Source organism: Litorilinea aerophila, assembly GCF_006569185.2.
In the GTDB taxonomy this organism is placed as follows: Bacteria; Chloroflexota; Anaerolineae; order Caldilineales; family Caldilineaceae; genus Litorilinea; species Litorilinea aerophila.
The window spans coordinates 12,720-36,724 of record NZ_VIGC02000045.1; the positions used below are offsets into that span (position 1 = coordinate 12,720).

Annotated in this window: 21 protein-coding genes; 8 read left to right on the top strand and 13 right to left on the bottom strand. The window is 62.9% G+C overall.

All coding sequences use genetic code 11. The features are described from left to right. Nucleotides 1–239: 239 nt before the first annotated feature. The 12 genes from rho to rpmH all read right to left on the bottom strand — a co-directional run bounded on the left by rho (nt 240) and on the right by rpmH (nt 11,972). Nucleotides 240–1,487 carry a transcription termination factor Rho gene (gene rho / locus FKZ61_RS22420; RefSeq protein ID WP_141612401.1) on the bottom strand — a complete coding sequence of 416 codons (1,248 nt, stop codon included), beginning with the start codon at nt 1,485–1,487 and terminating at the stop codon, nt 240–242. A gap of 1,137 nt (nt 1,488–2,624) precedes the next feature. Next, complete coding sequence (locus FKZ61_RS22425; RefSeq protein WP_229964365.1) at nt 2,625–3,320, bottom strand: Crp/Fnr family transcriptional regulator; 696 nt, start codon at nt 3,318–3,320, stop codon at nt 2,625–2,627. Nucleotides 3,321–4,010: 690 nt separating this feature from the next. Then, nucleotides 4,011–4,742 (bottom strand): isoprenoid biosynthesis enzyme family protein, encoded by a 732-nt coding sequence (locus FKZ61_RS22430; protein ID WP_141612385.1) that lies wholly within the window; start codon nt 4,740–4,742, stop codon nt 4,011–4,013. A 150-nt stretch (nt 4,743–4,892) separates the two neighbouring features. After that, the gene (locus FKZ61_RS22435; protein ID WP_141612386.1) at nt 4,893–6,017 is read right to left on the bottom strand and encodes a Gfo/Idh/MocA family protein; all 1,125 of its coding nucleotides are present in this window, start codon (nt 6,015–6,017) and stop codon (nt 4,893–4,895) included. Between the two features lie 99 nt (nt 6,018–6,116). After that, nucleotides 6,117–7,037 carry a ParB/RepB/Spo0J family partition protein gene (locus FKZ61_RS22440; RefSeq protein WP_141612387.1) on the bottom strand — a complete coding sequence of 307 codons (921 nt, stop codon included), beginning with the start codon at nt 7,035–7,037 and terminating at the stop codon, nt 6,117–6,119. An 87-nt stretch (nt 7,038–7,124) separates the two neighbouring features. Then, nucleotides 7,125–7,928 (bottom strand): ParA family protein, encoded by an 804-nt coding sequence (locus tag FKZ61_RS22445; RefSeq protein ID WP_141612388.1) that lies wholly within the window; start codon nt 7,926–7,928, stop codon nt 7,125–7,127. A 179-nt stretch (nt 7,929–8,107) separates the two neighbouring features. After that, nucleotides 8,108–9,046, bottom strand: coding sequence for a PfkB family carbohydrate kinase (locus FKZ61_RS22450; protein ID WP_170200174.1), 939 nt, complete (start codon nt 9,044–9,046; stop codon nt 8,108–8,110). A 147-nt stretch (nt 9,047–9,193) separates the two neighbouring features. Then, a complete protein-coding gene (gene jag, locus FKZ61_RS22455) occupies nt 9,194–10,027 on the bottom strand; it encodes an RNA-binding cell elongation regulator Jag/EloR (RefSeq protein ID WP_141612390.1) in 834 nt (277 codons plus the stop codon). 6 nt (nt 10,028–10,033) lie between these two features. Continuing rightward, the gene (yidC, locus tag FKZ61_RS22460) at nt 10,034–11,041 is read right to left on the bottom strand and encodes a YidC/Oxa1 family membrane protein insertase (protein ID WP_170200176.1); all 1,008 of its coding nucleotides are present in this window, start codon (nt 11,039–11,041) and stop codon (nt 10,034–10,036) included. 77 nt (nt 11,042–11,118) lie between these two features. Next, on the bottom strand, nt 11,119–11,328 hold the full coding sequence (yidD, locus tag FKZ61_RS22465) for a membrane protein insertion efficiency factor YidD (RefSeq protein ID WP_141612392.1): 210 nt from the start codon (nt 11,326–11,328) through the stop codon (nt 11,119–11,121). Next, nucleotides 11,310–11,783 carry a ribonuclease P protein component gene (gene rnpA, locus FKZ61_RS24560; protein WP_170200178.1) on the bottom strand — a complete coding sequence of 158 codons (474 nt, stop codon included), beginning with the start codon at nt 11,781–11,783 and terminating at the stop codon, nt 11,310–11,312. Before rnpA ends, yidD begins: the two co-directional genes overlap by 19 nt. A 21-nt stretch (nt 11,784–11,804) precedes the next feature. Further along, on the bottom strand, nt 11,805–11,972 hold the full coding sequence (rpmH, locus tag FKZ61_RS22470; RefSeq protein ID WP_141612393.1) for a 50S ribosomal protein L34: 168 nt from the start codon (nt 11,970–11,972) through the stop codon (nt 11,805–11,807). A gap of 499 nt (nt 11,973–12,471) precedes the next feature. On the opposite strand from rpmH, the gene FKZ61_RS22475 reads away from it, so the two are divergent. The 3 genes from FKZ61_RS22475 to FKZ61_RS22485 are packed head-to-tail and all read left to right on the top strand — an operon-like array spanning nt 12,472 to nt 17,464. Further along, nucleotides 12,472–14,124 (top strand): hypothetical protein, encoded by a 1,653-nt coding sequence (locus tag FKZ61_RS22475; RefSeq protein WP_229964366.1) that lies wholly within the window; start codon nt 12,472–12,474, stop codon nt 14,122–14,124. A gap of 20 nt (nt 14,125–14,144) precedes the next feature. Further along, nucleotides 14,145–16,706: a primosomal protein N' gene (gene priA / locus FKZ61_RS22480; RefSeq protein WP_141612395.1), complete on the top strand. Its 2,562-nt coding sequence runs from the start codon at nt 14,145–14,147 to the stop codon at nt 16,704–16,706. A 26-nt stretch (nt 16,707–16,732) separates the two neighbouring features. Further along, complete coding sequence (locus tag FKZ61_RS22485; RefSeq protein WP_141612396.1) at nt 16,733–17,464, top strand: MerR family transcriptional regulator; 732 nt, start codon at nt 16,733–16,735, stop codon at nt 17,462–17,464. A 3-nt stretch (nt 17,465–17,467) separates the two neighbouring features. Here the strand turns inward: FKZ61_RS22485 and murQ are convergent, their stop codons facing one another. Beyond that, nucleotides 17,468–18,373 carry an N-acetylmuramic acid 6-phosphate etherase gene (gene murQ, locus FKZ61_RS22490; RefSeq protein ID WP_211358696.1) on the bottom strand — a complete coding sequence of 302 codons (906 nt, stop codon included), beginning with the start codon at nt 18,371–18,373 and terminating at the stop codon, nt 17,468–17,470. Nucleotides 18,374–18,966: 593 nt separating this feature from the next. On the opposite strand from murQ, the gene FKZ61_RS22495 reads away from it, so the two are divergent. From FKZ61_RS22495 to FKZ61_RS22515, 5 genes are all read left to right on the top strand, one after another. Continuing rightward, a complete protein-coding gene (locus FKZ61_RS22495) occupies nt 18,967–19,512 on the top strand; it encodes a hypothetical protein (protein ID WP_141612397.1) in 546 nt (181 codons plus the stop codon). 521 nt (nt 19,513–20,033) lie between these two features. Further along, nucleotides 20,034–20,453, top strand: coding sequence for a 30S ribosomal protein S12 (gene rpsL / locus FKZ61_RS22500; RefSeq protein ID WP_141612398.1), 420 nt, complete (start codon nt 20,034–20,036; stop codon nt 20,451–20,453). Nucleotides 20,454–20,480: 27 nt separating this feature from the next. Further along, entirely contained in the window at nt 20,481–20,948 is a 468-nt protein-coding gene (gene rpsG, locus FKZ61_RS22505; protein WP_141612399.1) for a 30S ribosomal protein S7, read from the top strand. Between the two features lie 358 nt (nt 20,949–21,306). Next, complete coding sequence (gene fusA / locus FKZ61_RS22510) at nt 21,307–23,400, top strand: elongation factor G (RefSeq protein ID WP_141612400.1); 2,094 nt, start codon at nt 21,307–21,309, stop codon at nt 23,398–23,400. 478 nt (nt 23,401–23,878) lie between these two features. Continuing rightward, the coding region (locus FKZ61_RS22515; protein ID WP_229964255.1) for a GTP-binding protein at nt 23,879–24,005 on the top strand (127 nt) is incomplete at its 3' end.

Genomic DNA, 24,005 nt, shown 5'->3' on the forward strand with positions numbered 1-24,005 from the left:
ACGAGGTACCAGCGGACGAGCGGACCAATCATGGTGGCGGATTATAGCACGGCTGGGGGGCATCGCCAATCTGCGAATGGGCTTTCCACGGCTCAAAATACGACAAAAAGCCCATCTTTTCAGGGTTCGCTGAGAAATCGTCAGACTTTCGTAGGTTTTTCGTAAGTGGAAGGGGTTGCAGCAGGAGAAGAGGGTAGAGCGGGCCTGGAGCCGGTTGACCCCAGGCCCGGGCGAGGTGCTCAGCGCTTGGTAAGGGTGTCTAAAAATTCCCGGTTGTCCCGGGTGCGGCTGAGCCGTTCCACAATGGGCAGAATGGCTTCGTTGCCGCCCCCCATGGCGTCGATCATGCGGCGCAGGGTGTAGACCTTGGCCAGGGTCTCGGGATCCAGCAGCTTTTCTTCGGCGCGGGTGCCGCTGCGCTCGATGTCGAAGGCCGGGAAGATGCGGCGTTCGGCCAGCTTGCGGTTCAGGTGGAGCTCCATGTTGCCGGTGCCCTTGAACTCTTCATAAATGACATCATCCATGCGGCTGCCGGTGTCCACCAGGGCTGTGGCGATGATGGTCAGGCTACCCCCTTCTTCGATGTTGCGGGCAGCGCCGAAGAAGTGCTTGGGCGGATACAGGGCCGCTGGATCGATACCACCCGACAGGGTCCGGCCCGAGGGGGGCACGGTCAGGTTGTAGGCCCGGGCCAGGCGGGTGATGCTATCCAGCAGGATGACCACGTCCTTGGCGCTCTCCACCAGCCGTTTGGCCCGCTCCAGGGCCATTTCGGCCACCCGCACATGATTCTGCACCGGTTCGTCAAAGGTGCTGCTGATGACTTCCGCCTCGACGGAGCGGTCCATGTCGGTCACCTCTTCCGGCCGTTCGCCGATGAGGACGACCATCAGGTGGAGATCCTTGTAGTTGGTGCTGAGGCCGTTGGCGATGCGCTTGAGGATGGTGGTCTTGCCGGCTTTGGGCGGGCTGACGATCAGGCCACGCTGACCTCGGCCGATGGGGGCCAGCAGGTCAATCAGCCGGGTAGAAATGATGTTGGGGCGGGTTTCCAGCACCAGTTGTTCATTGGGAAAAATGGGGGTGAGCCGGTCGAACAGGGGGCGACGTTTGGCCTCTTCTGGGTCCAGCCCATTGACCGCTTCGACCTTAAGCAGGCCGTGATATTTTTCCGTATCCTTGGGCGGGCGAACCTGGCCGATCACCAGGTCGCCGGTGCGCAGGCCGAAACGCCGTATCTGGCTCTGGCTGACGTAGACATCTTCTGGGCCGGGCAGCAGGTGATCGCTGCGCAGAAAACCAATCCCATCCTGGACGATTTCCAGGATGCCGCCGCCAAAGATGTAGCCCTGGCTTTCGGCATTGGCCCGCAAGAGCCGCATGATCAGATCATACTTTTTAAGCCGGGTGTAGCCGGTGATATCCATGGAGCGCGCGATTTCGCGTAGCTCTTCCAGGTTCAGGGCTTCTAACTGGGAAATGGTCATGGAACTTAATTGTTGCTCTGTCATATTATGGGTTCCTTTGGCTTTGTCTCCGCGCCAGACACATGTCTTGTTTCATTTTGATTTCTGTTGAAACAACCTGTCTGGGCACACCTGTCTGGGCTGTCGGTATTTCGTAAATTACGGTGAATAGAATGACGGTGAAAAGATTTAGTGAATTGAATGATAGAGAAAACCCGTATGGTGGGTTTTTCGCCTGGATGGTTCGCCCGTATGGAATATCTGGTGGCTGCCATGATGGGCCGCCATCAAGATGGACGACCCGGTTTTCATCGGGCCGGGCTCTGACGGCGTTGTCCTGGACTCGTCGTTACGGGTGCGCGGCGTGCGAGCGGGCAGACGGGCGAGGGGGACATTAAAGCAGATTCGGTGGCCGTCTGATCGGGTCTCGGCCTGGCAGGAACTTGCCGTCCTCTGCAAGTGGCGAGACGCGGCAGATTTTTTCGGAGGTTTCCTACGGATTTTCGAACCGTAGAGTGACTGCCGTAGATCTTCTGCCGTGGTGCCCAGGCCCGCCGAAGCAGACCTGTCAGGCTGACACTGGTCATCCGTCCCACCCGATGGCGGGGGACCCGGCATCCTTGCACGGGCGATGGCTGCCGTAACGGCAACAAGGCACGCCAGCTTTTTCGTTTGGGTGTATGATGACTGTACTTGTCTGGTGGACCCTCACCGGAAATTCTGGCGCCTGGACTCAGCGCTTTTCGCCTACTGGCATAAAACCGCCATTCAAGCCCGTCGGGCGCTTGCTTCAAAGATTACTACAGAAAGATTACTACTGTCTGGCGTCAAGACCCCCAGCAGAAATTCGGTGGCCCTTTCTCTTGCGGAAACGATCGGCGAATTTCTGCCGGGATCTACTGCCAATTCAGTGGAGTGAAACGTGTGTGGTGCCTGCAGATAGGGCGCAAACCAGTTGCTTACACTGAGGGTCGCTAAGCTGAGTCCTGAGGGCTTAGAACTCGTCTGCATTATAGCAACGGTTTGGGATATCGTCAACTAGGAATTTGTCTGGCGAGCAGTCCCCCAAATGGCGTAAGGCCCTACGACATAAGCAGCAGGGGCGATATGCGCAACCTGCTGCCTATGTCGGTTGAACGGGACAGGGAGCTCCTACATCTACCAGTCCCACACGCCTGCAATCTCCCGCAGGGCTTCCACATCCACGATGTTGATGCGGCGATAGCCCAGCTCCACGATCCCCTGCCGCTTGAAGTCCCGCAGGATGGCACTCACCGTCTCCCGGTAGGTCCCCAAATGATCGGCCAGGGATTGATGGCTGACCCCCTTGATGAGGCCGTTTTGATTGCCACTCAAGTCCAACAACAGCATGGCCAGCCGCTCCGGCAGCTTCTTGTAGGCCACGTCTTCCAGGCTGTTTTCCACCTGGAGCAGCCGCTCACCGTAAGTTTGGAGCATGCCCCAGCCCAGGATGGGATACTGCATGGTCATGTTCCGCGCCTCGTGGGCCGGTATGACCCACACAGCCACATCCTCTGCCGCTTCCACAAAAATGTTGGGGTCTCCAGGGTTGTCCAGGGCGCCTTCCCCGAAGATGGCCCCTGGCTCCAGGGTGCCGATCACCAGGCGTCGCCCTTCGTTGTTGGTGCACACCATGTTGACCTTGCCGCTCATCAGCAGATACATCTTGCTGGCCAGGTCATCGGGTGTGGCAACCACCTTGCCCCGTTCGATATGTTGGATGGAGATGGCCTTGTCGAAGGCCGGATCCTCCTCGCGCAGGGCGGTAAGCGCCTGGGTTAAGCTACTGTATCCTTGAGCGGGATGTCCGGCAGTGGCCGTCTGCGAAGACAACTGTGTTGTTTGCCAATCCCGAGTCTGGTATGTCATGGCCATGGGTCCTTTCTGCGTGTCCAGCTGAATCCGGGGCGGCCGTTCCGGCCGAACCCGGTGCCTACCCATTGTAACGTCTGATGTTCCCTCTGGGTTTCCGATGGGTCTATGCCAGAGCAATTCAGGCCCGTTAAGGGATGATATCCGCCCATGAATGCCCGGCGAACATCTGTTGTTTCGTAAAATAAGTGCAATTAGTGGACATGTGTTGTGCGTGTATTGTACACGCGGTAGTCGATTTTGTCCAGTATTCCATTCATGCACCCCACCGCCGGTTCAGTCTTCTGGGCAAAGCGAGGTGCGTGTGCCCCTATCACTGACTGGGGGCCTATGTACATCATCGGGTGCTGGACGACACCTCGTACCGATTGCATCATGAAATCATGGGTACCACTTCACAAAACAATCGGTAGCCGATACCTCACGGTAGAAAGCTCAACGGTAGAAAGCTCAACGATAGAAGCTCACAGGCTCCTTCCCTCTACCATAGCAGAAAACAATATGAAAAAGATTGGAGGAATGTTGGTATTGTATTAACGTTTTGGCGATCTTTTTCAGATTATCCGGATGACGCAGGCCAATCGCCCGGAGCGCGCCGGAATCACGTCGGGTTCAGGATGTGGGCGGGAAGGAAGGTACAACGGGCGGTACTCAGGGGCGGGATGGGGTGTTGACGGGAGCCTGACCGTTGTGTGCCAGGGCACCCAGCCACCTCAGCAGGACCTGCCAGCGTTCCTGCTGGGCAACGGGGAGAAGGGTCATTGCCTGGGGCAGGGCCGCGGGCCCCAGGGAAGCGCCGCTCTGATAGCTCTGGGCCACCAGACGGCTGCACGCCACAGCGACCTGCCGCGCCGGATCCGGCAGGTGGATCAGGGTGGTGGCTGCCAGCGCGCCCGAGCGGAGCAGCTCCTGCAAGGTCTGGAAGCCATCGGCCGGTTGACCGAACAGCCGACGCAGGTGCCCCTCGCTGACCGTCTGCAGCGCCTGGGCAAAGATGGTTACCACCTGGGCGTTCTCAGTGCGGGCCGCCATCTGGGCCGCCCGGCTAAAACAGTAGTCGCCGGCCAGGATGGTGCTGCCGATCAAGGATTTGTCCAGATGGTAGTTTTCACCGTCCGGGGTTCGGGTCAGCAGGCCATGGACGTTCAGGGCCAGAAACAGCGTTTCCAGCGCGGTGGCCAGGGCCAGCCGTGCTTCCCGGTATCGGTCAGGCTCTGCCCCGTTCACCCCGGCCGCCAGCACCACGGCCGCCCGGATCAGGGGGTAGGACTCGGAAAGCTGCGGGCGCACCAGGGAGGCCAGGGGTTCCTGGAGCTCCTCCACGGTGGCCAGCAGATTTTGTTCGACAACGGCCAGTTCTTGCTGATAATCCCTTGGTAACATGTCGGGTTAATCCCTGTTGAATTTGCCCCGGCGCGCCAATATCGGGCATCTGTATGAATCCTAACACAGATTGGGGCAGCCTTCAATCCCGGCCCAGGGCGGCGTTAGCATTCGCGCCGGCCAATCGGGGCGCAAGGGACAGACATGGGCTCAGACCAGGCTTCGGTCCGCGTACAGGCGGCCAGGCCCCTGAACGGCCACCGGCCGTCGCTCCCGCAGGGATTGCTCCACGGCCAGGGCAGCCACCAGGCTCTGGACGCCATCGACGCCGCTGGCCAGCAGGGGGCCCTCCCCTCGCACCGCACGGTTGAAATGGGCCACGGCTTGGTGCCAGGCCGTCGGGACTGTGGGGACCGCCACTGGCGTCAACTGGCCATGGCGCGCCAGATAGAGTTCTCCTGGCCCTTCACCCGCCAGGCAATGGCGGGCGATCAGGCTACCGGTGCTTCCATAGATCTCCACGCAGGTGGGTAGGTGGGGGACGAGGAAGGAATCGTGGAGCTGGACGAAGATGCCGTGACGGCGCAGATGGACGGTAGTCAGGACCTCTTCTGGTACCTTCTGCCCCAGGAGTTGCTGGGTGCTGATGGCCTGTACCTGATCAATTTCGTCCCGGAAGAGAAAGCGGAGCAGATCCAGGTCGTGGAGGGTGCGGTCCAGGATGACACCCCCGCCGTTGGGTTCCAGGCGCCAGCTCTGCAGGTCCGGCGGCAGGAGGCGGCTGTTCCGAATCCGCCCGCCCAGCGGATCGCCGATGGCTCCTTGGGCCAGCATCAGCCGTAGCCGATTCAAGGCCGGATCGGCCCGGTGTACATGGTTGATTCCCAACAACAGCCCCCGACTGGCGGCTGTGTGGGCCAGGGTTTCGGCTTCTGCCTGGGTCAGGGCCAGAGGCGTCTCGCACAGGACATGCTTGCCGGCGTTCAGGGCGGCCATGGCAGCCACGAAGTGGTGACGAGGGTGGGAGCTGATGTAGACGCAGGTCACCGCGGGGTGGTGGAGTAGATCTGCCAGGTTGACGAAGGCGTGGGGAATCTGGTGGGCCGCGGCGAAGGCCCGGGCCCGGGCTTCACTGTGGCTGAAAATCCCCACCACCCACGAGCTGAGGACCGGGTCTCCGCCTGCTGGCGAAGGCAGGGGGGGGTGCTCGCGGATGGCGGGCACCATCTGGCGGGCCGCCACCCGGCTGGCGCCCATCAGCGCCCAGCCCAGGGAAGCTTCCCCGCGCCGGGCCTGTATCCAGGGTCGATGGAAGGGACTGCCTGTATGCTCCACAGCAGTATGCGGTCCAGCTTTCGGTCGGCCAGGGGCCTGTCCCTGGTGGTGGGCTCAGGACGGCTCAGGGAGGGGCGTTCCGCCCGCCGGCGGTCGGGCTCACTCTTCGGCGCCGGCAATGACCCGGTAGAGGTGGTCCAGGTCTTCGTCGCTGTAGAAGTGTACCACCAGCTTGCCGGTGCCATCGGGATTCCGGTTCAGGTGGACGCGGGTTCCCAGGGCCGCCCGGAAGCGGTTTTCCAGGTGGGCCAGCATTTCCCGCCAGGGATCTTCCGGGGTGTCCGGCGTTGGGTCTGGTTCGGCCCGGGTCAAGACTTGGCGCACCAGCTGTTCCGTCTGGCGCACGTTGAGCCCTCGGGAGACCACCTGTTCCAGGGCCTGGAGCATGGTGGGCGGATCCGGCAGGGCCAGCAGGGCCCGGGCGTGGCCGGCGCTGATTTTTTCGTCGATAAGCGCCTGTTGGACCGGTACAGGCAACTGCAGGAGGCGGACGCTGTTGGCGATGGCCGAGCGGCTCTTGCCCACCCGTTCGGCGATTTCGGCCTGGGTCAGGTGAAATTCTTCCATCAGCACCTGATAGGCGGTGGCTTCTTCCAGGGGGTTCAGATCGGCCCGCTGGACGTTCTCCACCAGGGCCCATTCCATGAGCTGTTGGGGCGTGGCCTCCCGCAGGATGGCGGGGACCTCTGCCAGTTGGGCCAGGCGGGCAGCCCGCCAGCGTCGTTCTCCGGCAATCAGCCAGTAGCGGTCGGGCTCGTCTGGCGCGCGGGTGACAATGAGGGGCTGGATGATGCCATGTTCCCGGATGGAGGCTGCCAGCTCCTGGAGGGCTCCTTCGTCAAAATGGCTGCGGGGCTGGCGGGGATTGGGGCGGATGGCGTCCACCGCCACCATCTGGACGCTCTCGTGGCCGGGGAGCGCCTCCGCCGTCTCCAGGGGGGGCTGTGCCTGGGTGTTGACGATCAGGGCGCCCAGCCCTTTCCCCAGGCCTCGCTTTTTTGCCGTTCCACTCTTGTCCATGTGGTGCTTTTCCTCCTCAGGGGCCGCCCTGGTTCAGGGGGAATCTGCCAGCCGAGGCGGGAATGACCCGGCTGTGAACCGTGTCCCCTACGCCTCGTTGCCAACCAGGTTAGGGGACCGCTTTTCTTCACGGGCCATGAACTCTTCAGCCAGGGCCCGATAGGCCAGGGCGCCCGCGCTGTTCGGGGCATAGCTCAGGATGGTCTGACCGTAGCTGGGGGCCTCACTCAGGCGGACGTTACGGGGGATGATGGTGTTGAACACCTGGTCGGGGAAATACTGGCAGACTTCTTCGGCCACCTGTTGCCCCAGGTTGGTGCGGGCATCGTACATGGTGAGAAGAACGCCTGCAATGGTCAGCCGGGCGTTGAGCACCTCCCGCACCTGCTGAATGGTCTGGAGCAGCAGGCTCAACCCTTCCAAAGCCAGGTATTCACACTGGACGGGGATGATCACCCCGTGGGTGGCGGCAGTGAGGCCGTTGATGGTCAACAACCCCAGGCTGGGCGGTTCGTCGATGAGAATGTAGTCATAGCTCTCGTGCAGGGGCATCAGCGCCCGTTCCAGCAGCCGCTCCCGGGCCATGAGCCGGGCCATTTCCACCTCGGCGCCCGCCAGATCCGTCGTCGCCGGGATCAGGTCCAGGCCCACCCAGTCGGTCAGGGTCAGGGCTTCCTGGATGGGCACCCGGTCGATGAGCACGTTGTAGAGGCTGACGGAGAGGGAGCGGGGATCCACCCCCAGGCTGGTGGTGGCATTGCCCTGGGGATCGCCGTCCACCACCAGGACCCGTCGACCCGCGGCGGCCAGGTAGGCCCCCAGGTTGACGGTGGTGGTGGTTTTCGCCACGCCTCCCTTTTGATTGGCAATTGCGTAGATTTTGGCGGTCATGGCTCTCGACTTTAGCGTACCCCAATGGGATCAAGTATCCCTTTGGCTGGCATTCATCCACCGCTATCCTTGCGGCGTAGATTGGCGCCACAGATTTCACGGATTACACAGATGGATTACACAGATACAGATAGGGTGATGAAAATCCGTGTCCATCTGTGGAAGCTGTGGATCCATCTTTACGCCGGCGAGGAACCGATCTGGTAGGGCTCTTCAGTGACGGTGAAGGGGTGCTCGGCCATGTAGGCCAGGACCTGTTCCCGTTCGGGAATGCCGGCCACCCCTTCCTTCTCGACCCCAAAGGAGGCCGTCACATTGGCAAAACGGGCTGCCTGGACTGGATCCCCCGTTTCCTGAAGGCGAATGATGAACGCGGCGGTGAAGATATCGCCGGCCCCGGTGGGATCCACCTCCCTGGCCGGCCGGGGCGGGATGTGGATGCGGCCGACGCTGCCGTCTTCCTTCCGCTGGTGGAGGATGCATCCCTCCCGGGCCTGGGTCAGAACGACGTACGGCACCTGTTGCACGAAAAGATCCAGCCGGCTCAAGTCAAACTCGATATCTTCGACGGATAGGACCAGTACATCCAGGTACGGCAGAATCTCGGCGGCGTTCTCCCAGGGTTTGCTGAAGACTCGGCCCTGTGCATCCCACCGGCGCATCCAGCCCTGGGGCACCGCGGCAACCAGGGTCTCTGGCGGGAAGATGGGCGCCATGTCCGGCCCGATTTCGTTGACCAGGGGGCCCAACAGGACGGCCCGGGCCCGCCGCAGGGGCTGGGGAATGTCGTTGGCCGTCAGGGGCAAAGCCTGGCTGTAGCAGTACTGTACCCGTCCGTTGGCCGTGTAGACATTGGCGAAGGTCGTCGTCTGGGGCGACGGCAGGACCCGCAGGTCGATCCCCGAAGGCAGTTCCGACAGGTCTGTATCCGCCGCGGCCCGGGTGATCACCGTGGGTCGGCGCCCCAGACGAAGTGCCGTGATGGCCGCAAAGCTGACGGTACCGCCAATTCGATAGTCACTGGCTGGATCGGCGCTCACCAGGTCACGGGTCACATGGCCGATCAACAGAATATCTGCCTCTGGGTTCGCCTCAGCATTCGGTTTGGATTGTAGCATGTCTCCCATCCTCGGTCAAAGGGGGGTGAAATCTGGCGCCTTCCCCCACTTTCCTGCCATTCCCTGGCGGATGTGTTTCTCCATAAAAAACCCGCCCACATTGGGCGGGGCATGTCATGGCTTTGGGACTGAACGGACTCCCAGGCGCTACTGACGTTTGGCGACGATGTTGACTTTGCGTCGCTCCCCTTCGCCAGAGCTCTGGGTGAAGACGGCCGGATGGTCGCGCAGGGCCAGGTGGACGATGCGCCGCTCGTTGGGCGGCATGGGCTCCAGGGCGATGGAGCGGCCGGTGTCGGCCACCTGTTCCGCCATGCGCAGGGCCAGCTGGGTCAGTTGGGTGATGCGGCGCTCCTTGTATTGCTCCACATCCACCGTGATGGCCTTCCATTCCTTGAGCCGCTGGTTCACCATCAGCCGGAGCAGATACTGGATGCTGGCCAGGGTCTCGCCGCGGCGGCCGATCAGGGCACCCAAGTCCTGGCCCTGGATGTCCAGATAGAGGGAGGGCGGCCCCTGGCCGTCATCCGCGGGACGCCAGCTGGCGACCACCCGGGCCTCAAAGCCCATCAGGGTGACCAGACGTTCCAGCATTTCCACTGCCATCCGCTCCAGCTCTGGATCTTCTACCCCGGAGGGCGCCGCCTCGGGTTCAGCCTCCTGGGTGGCCACCGGCAGTTCCTGGCTCGCTGCCGGCTCAGCGACCGCGGGCTCTGCCGGGCTTGGGGTGGGCGTGGGCTCCGGCTGGGCCGCTGTTTGGGGGGGCGTGGCGGGCTCGGCGGGCGACGGAGCAGGGCTGGATGTGGGGCGGGCCACGATACGAACCCGGGCCGGCTCACTGCCGATGCCGAAGATCCCCCGGCTGCCTTTGCTGAGCACCTCGATCTCGGCCTGATCGGCCGTCAGACCGAGGGCTCGCAGCCCTTCTGCGATGGCTTCGTCTACATTTTTGCCGGTGAATTCAACTCCCTGCTCTCCCATAGGATGCTACCTCCTTTTGGTGCGACGGCGTTTGGGCGTTCGGGCTTTGGTGCTGCCCTGGTCGGCCTTGGCGCCGTTGGCTGTGGCGGCGGTGGGCGCCAGTTGGGCTTCGCCGTCGGCGCTATTGGCGGATATGTGGGTGGACCCTTCGGCTCCGGCTGTGGCCGTGGCAGGCGCCGGCTTAAAGCGGTCGCTGGTGACGTACCACTGTTGCAGCATCTGCAGCAGGTTGCTGGTGACCCAGTACAGGGTCAGGCCTGCCGGCACCTGGAGGGTGAAGAAGCCAAACATGAAGGTCATCATCAGACCGATCTGCTTGGTCATGGCCGCGCCCTGCCCCTGGGCATCCGGCGTGCTGGGGGTCATCCACTGCTGCATGGCAAATTGGGAGATCATGAGCAGGGCGGGGAGGACCAGGTAAGCAGCCAGGAAGCCATAACGCCCCTGGTTGAATGCCTCGGTAATCCAGCTCAACCCCTGGCTGTACTGGGGAAAGCCCAGATCCGGGATCCAGAACCAGCTGGCGTTGGACAGGTTGGGGCCCAGGGCCACCAGTGCAGAGTAGAGGCCAAAGAGGATGGGCATCTGCACCAGGAGCGGAAGACAGCCGCTCAAGGGATTTACCCCTGCCTCCTGGTACAGCTTCATCTGTTCCTGGGCCAGCTTCTCCCGATCCTTGCCGTATTTTTTCTGCAGTTCCTGGATCTTGGGCTGCAGTTCCTTTTGGGCCTGCATGCCCCGGATCTGGATCATGGTCAGGGGAAAGGTGACCACCTTGATGATGATGGTGAAGGCAATGATGGTGAAGCCCCAGTGGTAGGGAACGTTGGCCGCCTGCATCAACGTGTCCAGCCAGATGAGGGCCTTTCCCAGGGGCCAGACCACCAGGGTTTGCCACCAGCCCTGGGGCGGGGTTTCCATAATATCCACACCTGAATAGTCGACGCCACAGCCGCTCAACAAGAGCATGGCTCCAATGAGCGCCAACATCAGGATCCACTGTCTTCGTTTCACATCCATCTCCTTGCAACACGTGGTGACCAATGCCCCCGACGGGTCCTCAACAAGCGTTCCGGCATGGGTTCACCGCCTCATGGCACTGGATCAAAGCCGCCCTTGTTCCAGGGGTGACAGCGCAGGATCCGTCGGATGCCCATCCAGCCGCCCCTACGCAGGCCATACTTTTGAATCGCTTCGTAGGTGTAGTGGGAGCAGGTGGGATAGTAGCGGCAGTGACTCCCCAACAACGGGGAAAGGAAGCGCTGATAAAAACGGATGAGCATCAAGATGATGCGCTGCATGGAGTCTTGTCCTGAATCTTCGCGGCTTCCTGGGCCGTCTTCCCCTGATCCGCCCTGGCCGGAGTGCCAGCCCGGGGATCCTTCTCTCCTTCTGCCGTGCTCGTAACACCCGTGTCTGAATCTCGTAACAAATGCGCCCGCCGAAGTAGGCGGGCGCAGGCGGCATCCATCGCTTGATAGTCCGCACTGCGAATGGGATTTCTGGCAATAAAGACCACGTCCCACCCCGGTTTGACCGAATCCATTCGCAGACGTACGGCTTCCCGTAAACGACGTTTGATCCGATTCCGCGCCACCGCGTTGCCAATGCGACTGCTCACCGAAAAGCCGAAGCGGCTATAGGGCAGATCATTGGGGAGGGCACACAACACCAATAAAGCGTCGCTGTAGGAGCGCCCACGGCGGCGAATCTCCTGGAAGCGCTTATTGTCTCGAACCCGATAACGCCGTTTCACGCCTGGAAGACGACCAATGGCCTAGTGGCGGAAGGGCTTGCGCTCGGTCAGCTTGACGGTCAGGCGGGCACGTCCCTTGAGGCGGCGGCGCTTGAGAACATTGCGGCCGCCCGGCGTGCGCATGCGGATGCGGAAGCCGTGGGTCTTCAGTCGCTTGCGTACTTTGGGCTGCCAGGTGCGCTTCGGCATGGTTGACTCCTTGATCTCCCAATTCGATGATCCGGTCGATATCCTGTCTGCGATAGTCCGTATCAGTACCCATGTGAGGTACCCACGGATATCCCATCGATATCCCAATTCCCAATAAAATTTCCTCGAATGTGGCGCCCGGACGATGGCCGATCAACGACACGTCCACTGGCACGTCACCAGACCGGGCCAGCAGGCAGGGGATATCTGGCCGGCTAGCTGGGTGGCGCCATCATCAAAGGAACATTATACGTGCACGGTTTCCCCACTGTCAAATTGGGGGGCTTTTCCCAGGCCGCGGAATTCGCGGATGCTCCAGGCCGCTCCCAGCGACGACTCGCCCCATGCAACCGACATCCGAACCGACACCGGAACTTGTGCCTTCGCCGCGTCGTTTGTTCTTTTCTGTTGGGAGCCATAAATCTGTTGGGGCGTAAACCCCCAGCCCGATCCAAACCAGGTCTTGCAATGCTTGGCAACGTAGGAGAGAAATGGTACCATGGTCGATGGAGAGAAGTCTGTGATTCAGACGGAGGGGAAGATGGTGGTCGAGCCGGCACAACCCGCCAGGGAGAGGCGGGAACGCCTGGGGCAGGATCAACCTGTGTACGAAAAACCGGCGCACGGGAATGGAGCCCACTGGGAAGAGAGCCCAGAGCTCCTGCGTTGGCGCGCGGACCTGCTACTGGACGAGATGATGCTGGGCGGGGTGGATGTCTCCGCCGCGGACCTGGATCCAGCGCCGGCTACCCCGGAAACGACCGCCGCCCCTGACCATGGCGTCTACCCGGACAACGGCCTGTCGCCAGAAAACGGTCTTGCAAAAAACGGCCCCGGAAATGGCGCTGCCGCATCCGCAGCGGCTGCAAGGCAGGCTGACCTTCCGGCCGGGGAGCCGCCCAGACAGCCCGGTCAACCCCGGGAGGAGGCCCGACCGGCTGGCGTCAACGGCGCCCATCCCTCAGATGCGCCCACGTCCACGCCTGTATCCTCCGCGAATTTGTCCTCGGTGGATGCGTCTGCTACGCCATCGACCCGGGAGGAACCCGCGTCCCCGTCCATCTGGGACGATCGCCCCTGGGCCCGGGAGGGCTCCTGGACTGGGGTAGAGGAGTCATCCTCGCCAGAGGCGGAGCCCGGGAAACCCACTGCCCCGGAACATCCAGCCACTCGCCCAACAACGACCCAACCGGACGACCAGAATGCCGGCGGCAATCCCTGGCTACTGGCGGCGGAACAGCGCTATGCACCCTACACCGGCCCAAGGCGGGGCGAGGGCCGCCTTGACCGGGCCGACGGGTCAGCGCCTGGGAGAGCCGAAGCCGGACTCTCCTCGTCTGGACGCCGGTCTGCCGGGACGGGGGAGACGGCCCAGACATCCGAAACGTCCGAGGCGGAACGTCCCCTCTATGCCCACGCCATGTCCTTCCGGCCAGGCGGCAAGAACCGCTCCGGGCTGTTGCCGCGCATGACGTCGCTGGATCTGGAGGCCGTGCAACAGGAGATCACCGCCCTTCACAACGAGTTGGTGGCCATCCTGCCCATCGGCAACGAGACGGCTCAGCGGGGGCTGCACCTGCTGGACAAGGCCCAGGATCTGCTCGACCGGGATCCGTCCCGCTCGGCGGAAGTGGAATATTACATGCAGCAGGTCCGCTCCATTGCCCAACGGGTGCGCCAGACCCGGCGCTGGTCCGAGCTGTATCGACAGCGGCTGCGGACCTATCTGCTGGCCTGGGCCGCCCTGGCTGGCCTGTTGCTGGTGGCCCGCTTCCTCTACCAGGGGGCGCTGGAGGCCTTCGTGGCTGAACTGGGCCAGCTCCTGCCGGACAGCCTCTTCCTGCGCCACAGCGCTGCGCTGTGGGGGACCTTGCTGGCCGGAGGACTGGGCGGAGCCATCGGCGCCCTACAGACCATGCGCTATCACGCCCGGCTGGAGTATGGCTTCTTCGACCGTAAATATGGGCTGCGGGGCCTGATTCTGCCGTTCATCAGCCTGATTGTGGGTGGATTCATCTACGGCCTCATCGCCCTGGTCTACCTCTTCCTGGGCGTGGATCCCTCCCGGCAGTGGCTCGCTGCCATTTTCCCGGGCCTGCTGGCCTTCCTCTTCGGCTTGATGCAGGAGTCCATCTACGGCACCCGGGGGTGAGGCAGGCCCGGCCGTTCCCTATGCGTTACGCGGAAGTCATTGTCAACGTCCCCATCCGGCGTACCTTCACCACCCGCCAGGGCGAGCCGCCCCTCCCCGAGTCGCCTGACGACGCCGGGAACGAGTGGCGCACCTTCCACTATCATCTTCCCCCCCACCTGGAGGAGATCCTGCAGCCGGGCCATCTGGTCTGGGTCCCTTTTGGGCGTCAGCAGGTGCAGGGCATTGTGTGGCAACTGGCCGATTCGGCGCCGGTGCCCACCCGGCCTGTGGAACGTCTGGCCCGCCCGCTGCCGGTGTTGACGCCGGTGCAGTTGACGCTGGCTGCCTGGCTGGCCGACTACTACGTGGCCTCCATTCTGGAGGTGGTGCGTCTCTTCCTGCCGCCAGGGCTGCTGACCCGCTCGGGGCGCAAGGAGCAGCCCCGGGCCCGTCGGGAGCTGCAGGTGACCCTGGCGGCCCCCCCGGAGGAGCTGGAAACCCGCCTGCAGACCCTGGCCCGGTCGACGCCCCAGGCGACGGTGCTGTCCTGGCTGCTGGACCATCCCGGGGAAAGGCCTTCGCCGGGCGACCTGGCCAAAACTTGCGGCCTGCGCTCCGACAGCACAGTGCGCACCCTGGCGAGCAAAGGGCTGGTACGCATCCAGGTGGAGGGCGTTTCCCTGGCCGTCCCCCGGTCCGAGGCAGAAGCCCAGCTGGCCACGTGGCGCGGCCTGGCCCCCTATCGCCAGGTGCTGGCCGCGCTCCAGGAAGCCGGCACCCCTTTGTGGAAAAGCGACCTCTATGCCCGGGTGCCCACCGATTTGAAGACCCTGCGGGCCCTCCATCGGGCCGGGTTGATCCGCCTGGAGGAGCGGGTGCGCTTCCGGGATCCTCTGGCGGGGCGCAGCTATCCGCCTTCCGCCGCGCCTATCCTCACCAGCGAGCAGGAAGCCGTCTGGCAGCAGATCTGGCAGCGAGGGTTCCAGGCATCCCCGCCCGGCAAGTTTTTGATCCACGGCGTCACCGGCAGCGGAAAGACGGAGATCTACCTCCGGGCCATCGAGGAGACGCTGCAGCAGGGGCGCCAGGCCATTGTCCTGGTGCCGGAGATTGCCCTCACACCCCAGACCGTGGCCCGTTTTGCCGGCCGTTTCCCCGGCCGGGTCACTGTGGTCCACTCGGGGCTTAGCGCCGGAGAGCGTTACGACGTCTGGCGGGCCATCCGGGATGGAGACTTTGACATTGTGGTGGGGCCCCGCAGCGCGCTCTTCGCGCCCTTGCCCCGGCCTGGCCTGATCGTGCTGGACGAGGAGCATGAGGCCTCGTACAAGCAAAATGCCGAGGAGTGGGGCAGCGACACCGTTTTTTACGATGCCCGCACGGTGGCCCATCGTCTGGCCGAGTTGACCCAGAGCGTGCTCATCCTGGGAAGTGCCACGCCCAGCCTGGAATCCTACTTCGCGGCGCAACAGGGCCAGATGATCCTGCTGGAGATGTCCCGGCGGGTGATGGGCCATGGGATGTCCGCCGGCCCCGGTTCGGCCGACGAGGCGGTGGCCTATGCCACGTTGCCGCCGGTGGAAATTGTGGACATGCGCCAGGAGTTACGGGCCGGCAACCGGAGCATCTTCAGCCGCAGCCTGGAGGCTGAGCTCCACGCCACCCTGGACGCGGGCGAACAGGCCATCTTGTTCCTCAACCGGCGGGGAACCAGCACCTTCGTCATGTGCCGGGACTGTGGCGCGGTGCAGGAGTGTCCTCGCTGCGAGGTGCCCCTGACCTACCACGAGCGGGCGGCGGTGCTCATCTGTCACCACTGCAACCGGCGTTATCCCATCCCGGAGCGGTGCCCCAACTGCGACAGCCGGCGCATCAAATATTTCGGCAGTGGGACCCAGCGCATCGAGGAGTACGTCTCCCAGATTGCGCCCCGGGCCCGGCTGTTGCGCTGGGACGCCGATACCACCGGCCGCAAGGGGAGCCACGAGTCCATCCTGGCCCGTTTCGCCGCCCATGAGGCGGATGTGCTGGTGGGTACCCAGATGATCGCCAAGGGCCTGGATCTCCCCCTGGTCACCCTGGTGGGCGTCATCTCTGCCGACACCGGCCTCTACCTGCCCGATTTTCGCAGCGCCGAGCGCACCTTTCAGCTCCTCACCCAGGTGGCCGGCCGGGCCGGCCGCAGCCAACGGGGAGGACGGGTAGTCATCCAGACATACACGCCGGAGCACTATGCCATCCAGGCGGCTGCCCAACATGACTATGCCAGCTTCTACCGGCGCGAGCTGGCCTTCCGGCAGGAGCATGGCTACCCCCCTGTACGGCGGCTGGCACGTCTGATATACTGGCACCGGAATCTGGAGAAGGCGCAGGAAGCCAGCCAGGAGATGGTCGCCATCCTGCGCCAGCGCCTGGAGGCGTTGGCGCCGGCCGGTCAGGCCATGGACATCATGGGGCCGGTGCCCGCCTTCTTCGCCCGCTACCGGGGCTACTACCGCTGGCAGGTCCTCATCCGGGGGGCGGATCCGGCGGTCCTGCTGCGGGGGCTCCCCATCCCCTTCGGCTGGCGGGTGGACGTGGATCCGGTCTCCATCTTATAACTGGCAGGAGTGAGAGGAAGAGAAGCATGCCCAGACGGAAGAGCCAGCGCAAGCGAGAGCTCCCCGCGCCGGCGGTGGACCGGTCGACCCCTCCCCAGTGGCTGACCCTGAAGCAGGCCAGCGACTTTCTGGGCATCCACTACACCACCCTGCGGAGCTGGGCGGACAAGGGGGAGATCCCCGTCTTTCGTACGCCCGGCGGCCACCGCCGCTTCAGCCTGGCCGATTTGCGCCGCTTTCTGGACGCACGCCTCAGCCAGCGCGCGCCCGGCGAATCGGAGCACCTGGTCAGCGCGGCCATTGTGCGGGTGCGGGAGGAGATTCAGAAGATTTCCCAGGAACAGGTGGGCTGGCACTATCCCCTGGAGGGGGACGCCGTCCAGCAGCGGCGTCAGCGGGGGCGGCGTCTCTTTGCCCTGGCCATCAGCTATGTCTTGAAGCCCAAGCCCCGGCCTCGCCTCCTGCAGGAGGGGCGCCGGCTGGGCTTTGAGTACGGGCGAGAGGCCGCCCTCAGCGGGGTGGGCCTGACGGAGACCGGGCGGGCTGTCCAGTTTTTCCGCCACCAGTTGTACCAGGTCATCCGCAGCGGCAATCCCGGCCAGGCCATGGATGCCGACGATGTGCGCATCCAGCAACTGATCGACCAGTTCCTGGATGAAGTTCTCTACGCGGTGCTGGACGGCTATGAACAACAGCTTCGAGGCGACCGGGCGGGACCTGGGGTCAGCCAACAGGCCCCAGACGAACCTTTCCCGTAACCTTCACGAGTACAGCGCCCCACGCACATGGCCACTGGCGGCCTGGAGCCGCCGCCGGGCCTCGGCCGCATCCACATCCGCCAGCCCCATCACCACCGCGACCTTGACCTCTCCCCCTGCCTCTTCCAGGAGGCGGGCCGCTTCCTGGCCGGACAGGCCGGTGGCCGCCGTCACGATGCGGACAGCCCGTTCCCGTAACTTCTGATTGGTGGGCCGCACATCCACCATGAGATTGCCGTAGACCTTGCCCAGGCGGACCATGCTGGCTGTGCTGAGCATGTTGAGTACCAGCTTCTGGGCGGTGCCGGCCTTCATGCGGGTGCTCCCGGTGATGACTTCTGGCCCCGTCAATACCTCGATGGCGACGCTGGCCATCTGGGCCATGGGGGAGTGGGGACTGCAGACCACGGCGATGGAAGCGGCGCCCACTTCTCGGGCGTAGGCCAGGCCGCCCAGCACGTAGGGGGTGCGTCCACTGGCGGCCAGCCCCACCAGCACGTCACCGGCGGCGAAACCATGCGACTGGAGATCCCGGCGTCCCTGTTCGGGATCGTCCTCGGCCGCTTCGATGGGCCGGGTGAGGGCCTGGGGCCCGCCTGCGATGAGGGCGATGGCACGATCCGCCGGAAAGCTGAAAGTGGGCAGCAGCTCAGAAGCGTCCAGCACACCCAGCCGTCCGCTGGTGCCTGCGCCCATGTAGAAGAGGCGATGGCCGGCGGCCAGTCCCTGGACGATGAGCTCGACCGCCTGGGCGATCTGGGGGAGCACTTCGGCTACAGCCAGCGGAACCTGGGCATCCTGCCGGTTGATGAGCCGCAGCATTTCCAGGGTCGGCAGGCGGTCAAGCTCCTGGCTGAGGGGATTTCGCTGTTCGGTAAGGGGCAAGGGGGTAGTCTGTTGCATATTCATGGGCCTTTCGTCGTATGGAATCTACGGATCGAAGTGAAAACCATCCCTGGGCGCCGAGTCCCCAGACGGCTGCTATGATAACACCTTTTGGCAACAGGACCAGGAATACCCATCCATTCGACGCATGCCAGCAAGGCGTTTGTGGAATGTAGGGAAAGCGTAGGTGAAATGTGGGAAAAGGGCCATCCTGTCGGCGCGAAACTGCAGCTGTACGCGCTTGGAGGCTGGGCTGCCACCACCTTCTCTGTTTGGATTTGCCGGACGATGGGGGTTTTAGGGTGTCGGGCCCGGGTCAGAAGTGTCCAGGGCTGCAAAAAAGTCCCCTTTGTCGCGGCCCGGGCGGTCGGCGGCGCCTCGCCATGCCGCTGGGCCCTGGGTCAGCCGGACCGCGTCCTCCTGGGATCCATCGGGGCGATCCAGGGGTGGTTTGCATAGAAACTCGCGCCCTGTTATAATCGAATTCCCACTCAGGCTTCGGTTCCCTGCGGATGAAGCTGTACTCCCTTTTTTCAGGCCGAATCCGTATTCAAGCCTATTGGCCCTATAACCAACTCACACCATCACACCTAAAGTACACCTAAAGGAGGTTTGTCATGCGTAACCCAGGGAAGTGGCTCGTCCTGCTTGTTGTCGTTTTGTTGATGACCAGCCTGGCCGCCTGCGCGGCGGGAACCGTTGCCGTGCCCGATCGCCCCATTGAGGTGAGCGTGGACTCGGCGCTGGCCGCCCAAGACAAAGCCATGGCCGGCCTGATGATGGGTTCGGCGGAGTGGACCGAAGAGGAGTTTAGCAGCCTGTTGTCGGTGCTGCTCCAACAGAACAGCGGCGAAAATAATCCGGTCAACGCCATTCGGGTTTGGTTTGATCCGGACAATCAGGTGACCATTCAGGTGGATCTGAAGGATGGGGTGATCCCCTTCGGCAATCAACTGAACCTGGCCGGCAAGGTGGATGTGGTGGACAACCACGTGCAGGTCCACCTGGAGCAGGCGGCGGCCGGCAACCTGGCCGTGGCCCCGGCCGTCCTCCAGATGATCAGCGACCAGATCAACGCTTCCCTGGCCGACCCCAGCATGGGGGTGGCGGTGGACGTGACCACGGACACCGGCCTGATTCAGGTCAGCCTGGCCGGCATGTAGTTTCTCGGTAGGCAGGAGTCGGTAGGCTGCCCCGGCACCCGTGGGCGGGCTCGCCCGTTTATCTTTGTCGTCTATCTTTGTTGTCATGGCCCGGAAGTTCTTCCGGGCCTTTTTCATGGCAGGTTCATACCCGGGGCTGAAGTCCTGTTGCAGGTGGGTGCGTACGTTCGGCAGAAATAGCCGCCCTAAAATTTGACCATCGATTGGCGGCCATGTTACACTCGTGGTTCGTGGGCATGTTGTGCCCACGGCTTGTGTGTTTATGGTTTTGATGCAAGTTCGGACGTGAACATCGCGGGTGCATGCTGCGGCAGCAGGGGGTGCCTTGCCCTATCCAGGGTGCCGCCGGAAGAGCTGCCGATATTTTGCCGACATTCTGGTTGCCGGCATTTTCATGAGGGCGTGAATTAGCTAGGGTCGAAGTTTGGTTCTAAGTTCGCTTTGAATGCTTGAGTTCTCTTGGGTATCTTGAGCAATTTGACTTAGATTGAGGATTCAGTTCATTAGGATGGAGGAGTCTTTTGCCCACGATTAACCAGCTGGTCCGCAAGGGCCGAAAAAGTGTGGCCAAAAAGGAAAAGGCGCCGGCGCTGCGCTTCACCCAGAATACCCTGACCGGCAAGACCCGGCGTATGAAGAAGGGGAATCCCCAGAAGCGCGGCGTCTGCACCCAGGTGCGTACCACCACGCCCAAGAAGCCCAATTCCGCCTTGCGGAAGGTAGCCCGTGTGCGCCTGACCAACGGCATGGAGGTCACGGCCTACATTCCGGGCGAGGGCCACAACCTGCAGGAGCACAGCGTGGTGCTGGTGCGCGGCGGTCGTGTGAAGGACCTGCCCGGTGTTCGCTATCACATCGTGCGAGGCGCGCTGGACAGCACGGGCGTCGACCAGCGGAAGCGTGGTCGCAGCAAATATGGGACAAAGCGCCCGCGAGGGTAACATAGCTACGGCGGAGATTCAATACCTATGCGCAGGAAGCGAGCAGAGACACGAGCGGTCATTCCCGATCCTCGCTACAACAGCGAGATCGTCGCCAAGTTTATCAACAATGTGATGGAGCGCGGCAAGAAGAGCCTGGCCACCCGCATTGTTTACAACGCCTTCGACCTCATCGAAGAGCGGACCAATCGCCCCGGCCTGGAGGTTTTTGAGGAGGCGTTGAAAAATGCCACTCCTCTGGTAGAGGTCAAGCCGCGCCGGGTCGGCGGTGCCACATATCAGATTCCGGTGGAGATCGGGGCAAACCGGCGGATGGCCCTGGCCATGCGCTGGCTGATCGACAGCGCGCGCAAGCGCAGTGGCCGCGATATGTCTGTGCGGCTGGCCAATGAATTGATGGATGCCGCCCGCAACGAAGGTGCTACCATCAAGAAGCGGGAGGACACCCACCGGATGGCCGAGGCCAACCAGGCTTTCGCCCACTTCCGTTACTAAATCGGCCGCTTTTGTCCCGGGCCGGCCAGCCCCAGAGGGCTGGGCAAAGGCCGGCACCCGGATGGAGCGGCTCGCCCGTCGCGATCCCGCTGCGTGGCTATGGACCGAGCTTTGCTGAAAATTTAGCGTGGTTTTTGGCTCTCTCTAGAGAGCTCGCATACGTCTCGAACGATACGTCTCGAACGACGAGTGCGGCGCCCTTGCCACAAGTGAACGAGCGCAATGTCTTGCTAGCGCTCCAGGCCTGTCTGGGCAACATCGATGTTGCCCAGGGCTGCCGGGTATCAGGCAAACTTTCCAGGCAAACTTTGTGGAGAATCGGCGCCGTACTGTTTTGTTCTAAAACAGGAATCCTTTTATGAGTGTGGAATATCCCATCGAACGCACGCGCAATATCGGTATCATTGCGCACATTGACGCCGGTAAAACAACGACCACCGAGCGTATTCTCTTCTATTCCGGTCGCATCCACCGCATGGGCGAGGTGCACGAAGGCACCGCTGTGACCGACTACATGGTCCAGGAGCGGGAGCGGGGCATCACCATCACGGCTGCTGCCATCACCACCGTCTGGACCGACCGCATGACCGGCGAGGAGTGTCAGATCAACGTGATCGACACCCCCGGCCACATCGACTTCACCGCCGAGGTCCAGCGCAGCCTGCGGGTCCTGGACGGCGGCGTGGTGGTCTTCGACGCGGTGGCCGGCGTGGAGCCCCAGTCCGAGACCGTCTGGCGACAGGCGGACCGCTACCACGTGCCCCGCATCTGCTTCGTCAACAAGATGGATCGGGTGGGCGCCAGCTTCGAGCGCACCTGCCAGATGATCGTGGATCGGCTGGGTGCCAACCCGCTGCCCATTCAGCTGCCCATCGGCGCCGAAGATAGTTTCGCCGGTGTGATCGACCTGCTGACCATGAAGGCCCTGGTCTTCACGGACGAGCTGGGGGCCAAGCCGTCGGTGGAGGAGATCCCCGCCGACCTGCGGGAGGCCGCCGAACACGCCCGCGAGGTGATGATTGAGCGGATCGCCGAGACCGACGACGAGCTCACCATGAAGTTCCTGGAAGGCGAGGAGATCAGCACCGAGGAGCTGGTGGCTGCCCTGCGTCGGGCCGTGATCAACAATGAGATCGTGCCTGTGCTCTGTGGCTCTGCCCTGCGGAACAAGGGGGTCCAGCCATTGCTGGATGCCATCGTGCGCTACCTGCCCAGCCCGGTGGACATTCCACCGGTACAGGGGACGGATCCCCACACGGGTGAAACCATCTACCGCAAACCGGATCCCAATGAGCCCTTCTCGGCTCTGGTGTTCAAAATTGTTACCGACCCCTTCGTGGGTCGGCTGGCCTACGTCCGGGTCTATTCGGGGCGGTTGACCTCAGGCAGCACCGTCTACAACGTCAACCGGCAGCGTCGGGAGCGGATTGGGCGCCTCCTGCAGATGTACGCGGACAAGCGGGAGGAGATCAAGGAGTGCGATGCCGGGGATATCGCCGCGGTGGTAGGGCTGAAGCAGACCTTCACCGGCGAGACCCTGTGTGACCCCAACGCCGAGATCCTGCTGGAGTCCATCGAATTCCCGGACCCGGTGATCAAGGTGGCGGTGGAGCCCAAATCCAAGGCGGATCAGGACAAGCTGACCGAGGCCCTGCTCAAGCTGGCCGAGGAAGATCCCACCTTCCAGGTCAACTACGACGACCAGACCGGGCAGACGGTGATCGCCGGCATGGGCGAGCTTCACCTGGACATCATCATTGATCGGCTCAAGCGGGAGTTCCGGGTCCAGTGCAATGTGGGGCGCCCCCAGGTTGCCTACCGGGAGACCATCACCCGGCCGGTGCGGGCCGAAGGTCGTTTCGTGCGACAGAGCGGTGGCCGCGGCCAGTATGGCCACGTCTGGCTGGAGATCGAACCCAACGAGCCGGGTGCCGGCTTCGTCTTCGAGGATCGCATCGTCGGTGGTGTGGTCCCCAAGGAGTACATCCCGGCGGTTCAAAAGGGCGTGGAAGAGGCCATGGAGAGCGGCGTCCTGGCCGGCTATCCGGTGGTGGATGTCAAGGTGGCCCTGGTGGACGGCAGCTACCACGAAGTGGACTCCAGCGAAATGGCCTTCAAGATTGCCGGGAGCATCGCCTTCAAGGAAGGTGCCCAGAAGGCCGGCCCGGTGCTGCTGGAGCCCATCATGAAGGTGGAGACCCTGGTGCCGGAAGAGTACGTGGGCGACATCGTGGGCGATTTCTCCAGCCGCCGCGGCGACATCAGCGGCATGGAGCCCCGGGGAAATGTCCAGGCCATCAAGGCGTACGTGCCCTTGAGCGAGATGTTCGGCTACGCCACCGACCTGCGCTCCATGACCAGCGGTCGGGGCACCTTCACCATGGAGTTCTATAAGTACGCACCGGTTAACCAGGCCATTGCCGAGAAGATTCTGAAGGGCGTGGCGGCCTGATACCGGGGAGGCACCTCTTGTCCGGGGGCTCGTGGTACGGGGTCTGCGCATCCCGTACCACGGCTGCCCTGTAGGAGCAGGGCGCCGAAGCTGTACTGGCAGCTTCCAAACGCAAGCGCGTTCTGACTGCCATAAATTTTGTTAACATGGCGGTCATGGTTTATACTATTTAGGTTTGTGGCGTACATCTTCGCCACAGGTCCATAGGGCTTGGTTGCACCGCCGCGAGGGGCTCCGGCGGTGCAATTGCACCCTGTGGGCCGTCGGCTGCCCGCATTCCGGTGGTTCATACACCCCAGGTTCATGCCTGCGAAGTCGGGCAGCGCAGGCGCTGACGTGGTGGCAGTCGCCAGGCCGTTTTAGCGGCTGAATCTCGTTTGCGCCTTTTCTCTTTTGAAATGATATCTCTGGATAGACTCGAGATCTGGGATCATTGTCAGTGACTTGCTTCGAGTGTTTGTGTTAAGGAGAATAAATTATGTCCAAAGCGGTATTTGAGCGGAAGAAGCCGCATGTGAATGTGGGGACGATCGGGCACATCGACCACGGGAAGACGACCCTGACAGCGGCCATCACGAAGGTGTTGTCGTTAAAGGGGTGGGCGG

What these genes read in the sequence shown, in the direction of transcription:
- rpmH (WP_141612393.1), bottom strand. Translation starts at nt 11,972, where the DNA reads ATGCCGAAGCGCACCTGGCAGCCCAAAGTACGCAAGCGACTGAAGACC.
- rpsG (WP_141612399.1), top strand. Translation starts at nt 20,481, where the DNA reads ATGCGCAGGAAGCGAGCAGAGACACGAGCGGTCATTCCCGATCCTCGC.
- FKZ61_RS22430 (WP_141612385.1), bottom strand. Translation starts at nt 4,742, where the DNA reads ATGTTACCAAGGGATTATCAGCAAGAACTGGCCGTTGTCGAACAAAAT.
- FKZ61_RS22485 (WP_141612396.1), top strand. Translation starts at nt 16,733, where the DNA reads ATGCCCAGACGGAAGAGCCAGCGCAAGCGAGAGCTCCCCGCGCCGGCG.
- jag (WP_141612390.1), bottom strand. Translation starts at nt 10,027, where the DNA reads ATGGGAGAGCAGGGAGTTGAATTCACCGGCAAAAATGTAGACGAAGCC.
- rho (WP_141612401.1), bottom strand. Translation starts at nt 1,487, where the DNA reads ATGACCATTTCCCAGTTAGAAGCCCTGAACCTGGAAGAGCTACGCGAA.
- FKZ61_RS22450 (WP_170200174.1), bottom strand. Translation starts at nt 9,046, where the DNA reads ATGCTACAATCCAAACCGAATGCTGAGGCGAACCCAGAGGCAGATATT.
- yidD (WP_141612392.1), bottom strand. Translation starts at nt 11,328, where the DNA reads ATGCAGCGCATCATCTTGATGCTCATCCGTTTTTATCAGCGCTTCCTT.
- murQ (WP_211358696.1), bottom strand. Translation starts at nt 18,373, where the DNA reads ATGAATATGCAACAGACTACCCCCTTGCCCCTTACCGAACAGCGAAAT.
- priA (WP_141612395.1), top strand. Translation starts at nt 14,145, where the DNA reads ATGCGTTACGCGGAAGTCATTGTCAACGTCCCCATCCGGCGTACCTTC.
- fusA (WP_141612400.1), top strand. Translation starts at nt 21,307, where the DNA reads ATGAGTGTGGAATATCCCATCGAACGCACGCGCAATATCGGTATCATT.
- FKZ61_RS22495 (WP_141612397.1), top strand. Translation starts at nt 18,967, where the DNA reads ATGCGTAACCCAGGGAAGTGGCTCGTCCTGCTTGTTGTCGTTTTGTTG.
- FKZ61_RS22475 (WP_229964366.1), top strand. Translation starts at nt 12,472, where the DNA reads ATGGTCGATGGAGAGAAGTCTGTGATTCAGACGGAGGGGAAGATGGTG.
- FKZ61_RS22440 (WP_141612387.1), bottom strand. Translation starts at nt 7,037, where the DNA reads ATGGACAAGAGTGGAACGGCAAAAAAGCGAGGCCTGGGGAAAGGGCTG.
- FKZ61_RS22445 (WP_141612388.1), bottom strand. Translation starts at nt 7,928, where the DNA reads ATGACCGCCAAAATCTACGCAATTGCCAATCAAAAGGGAGGCGTGGCG.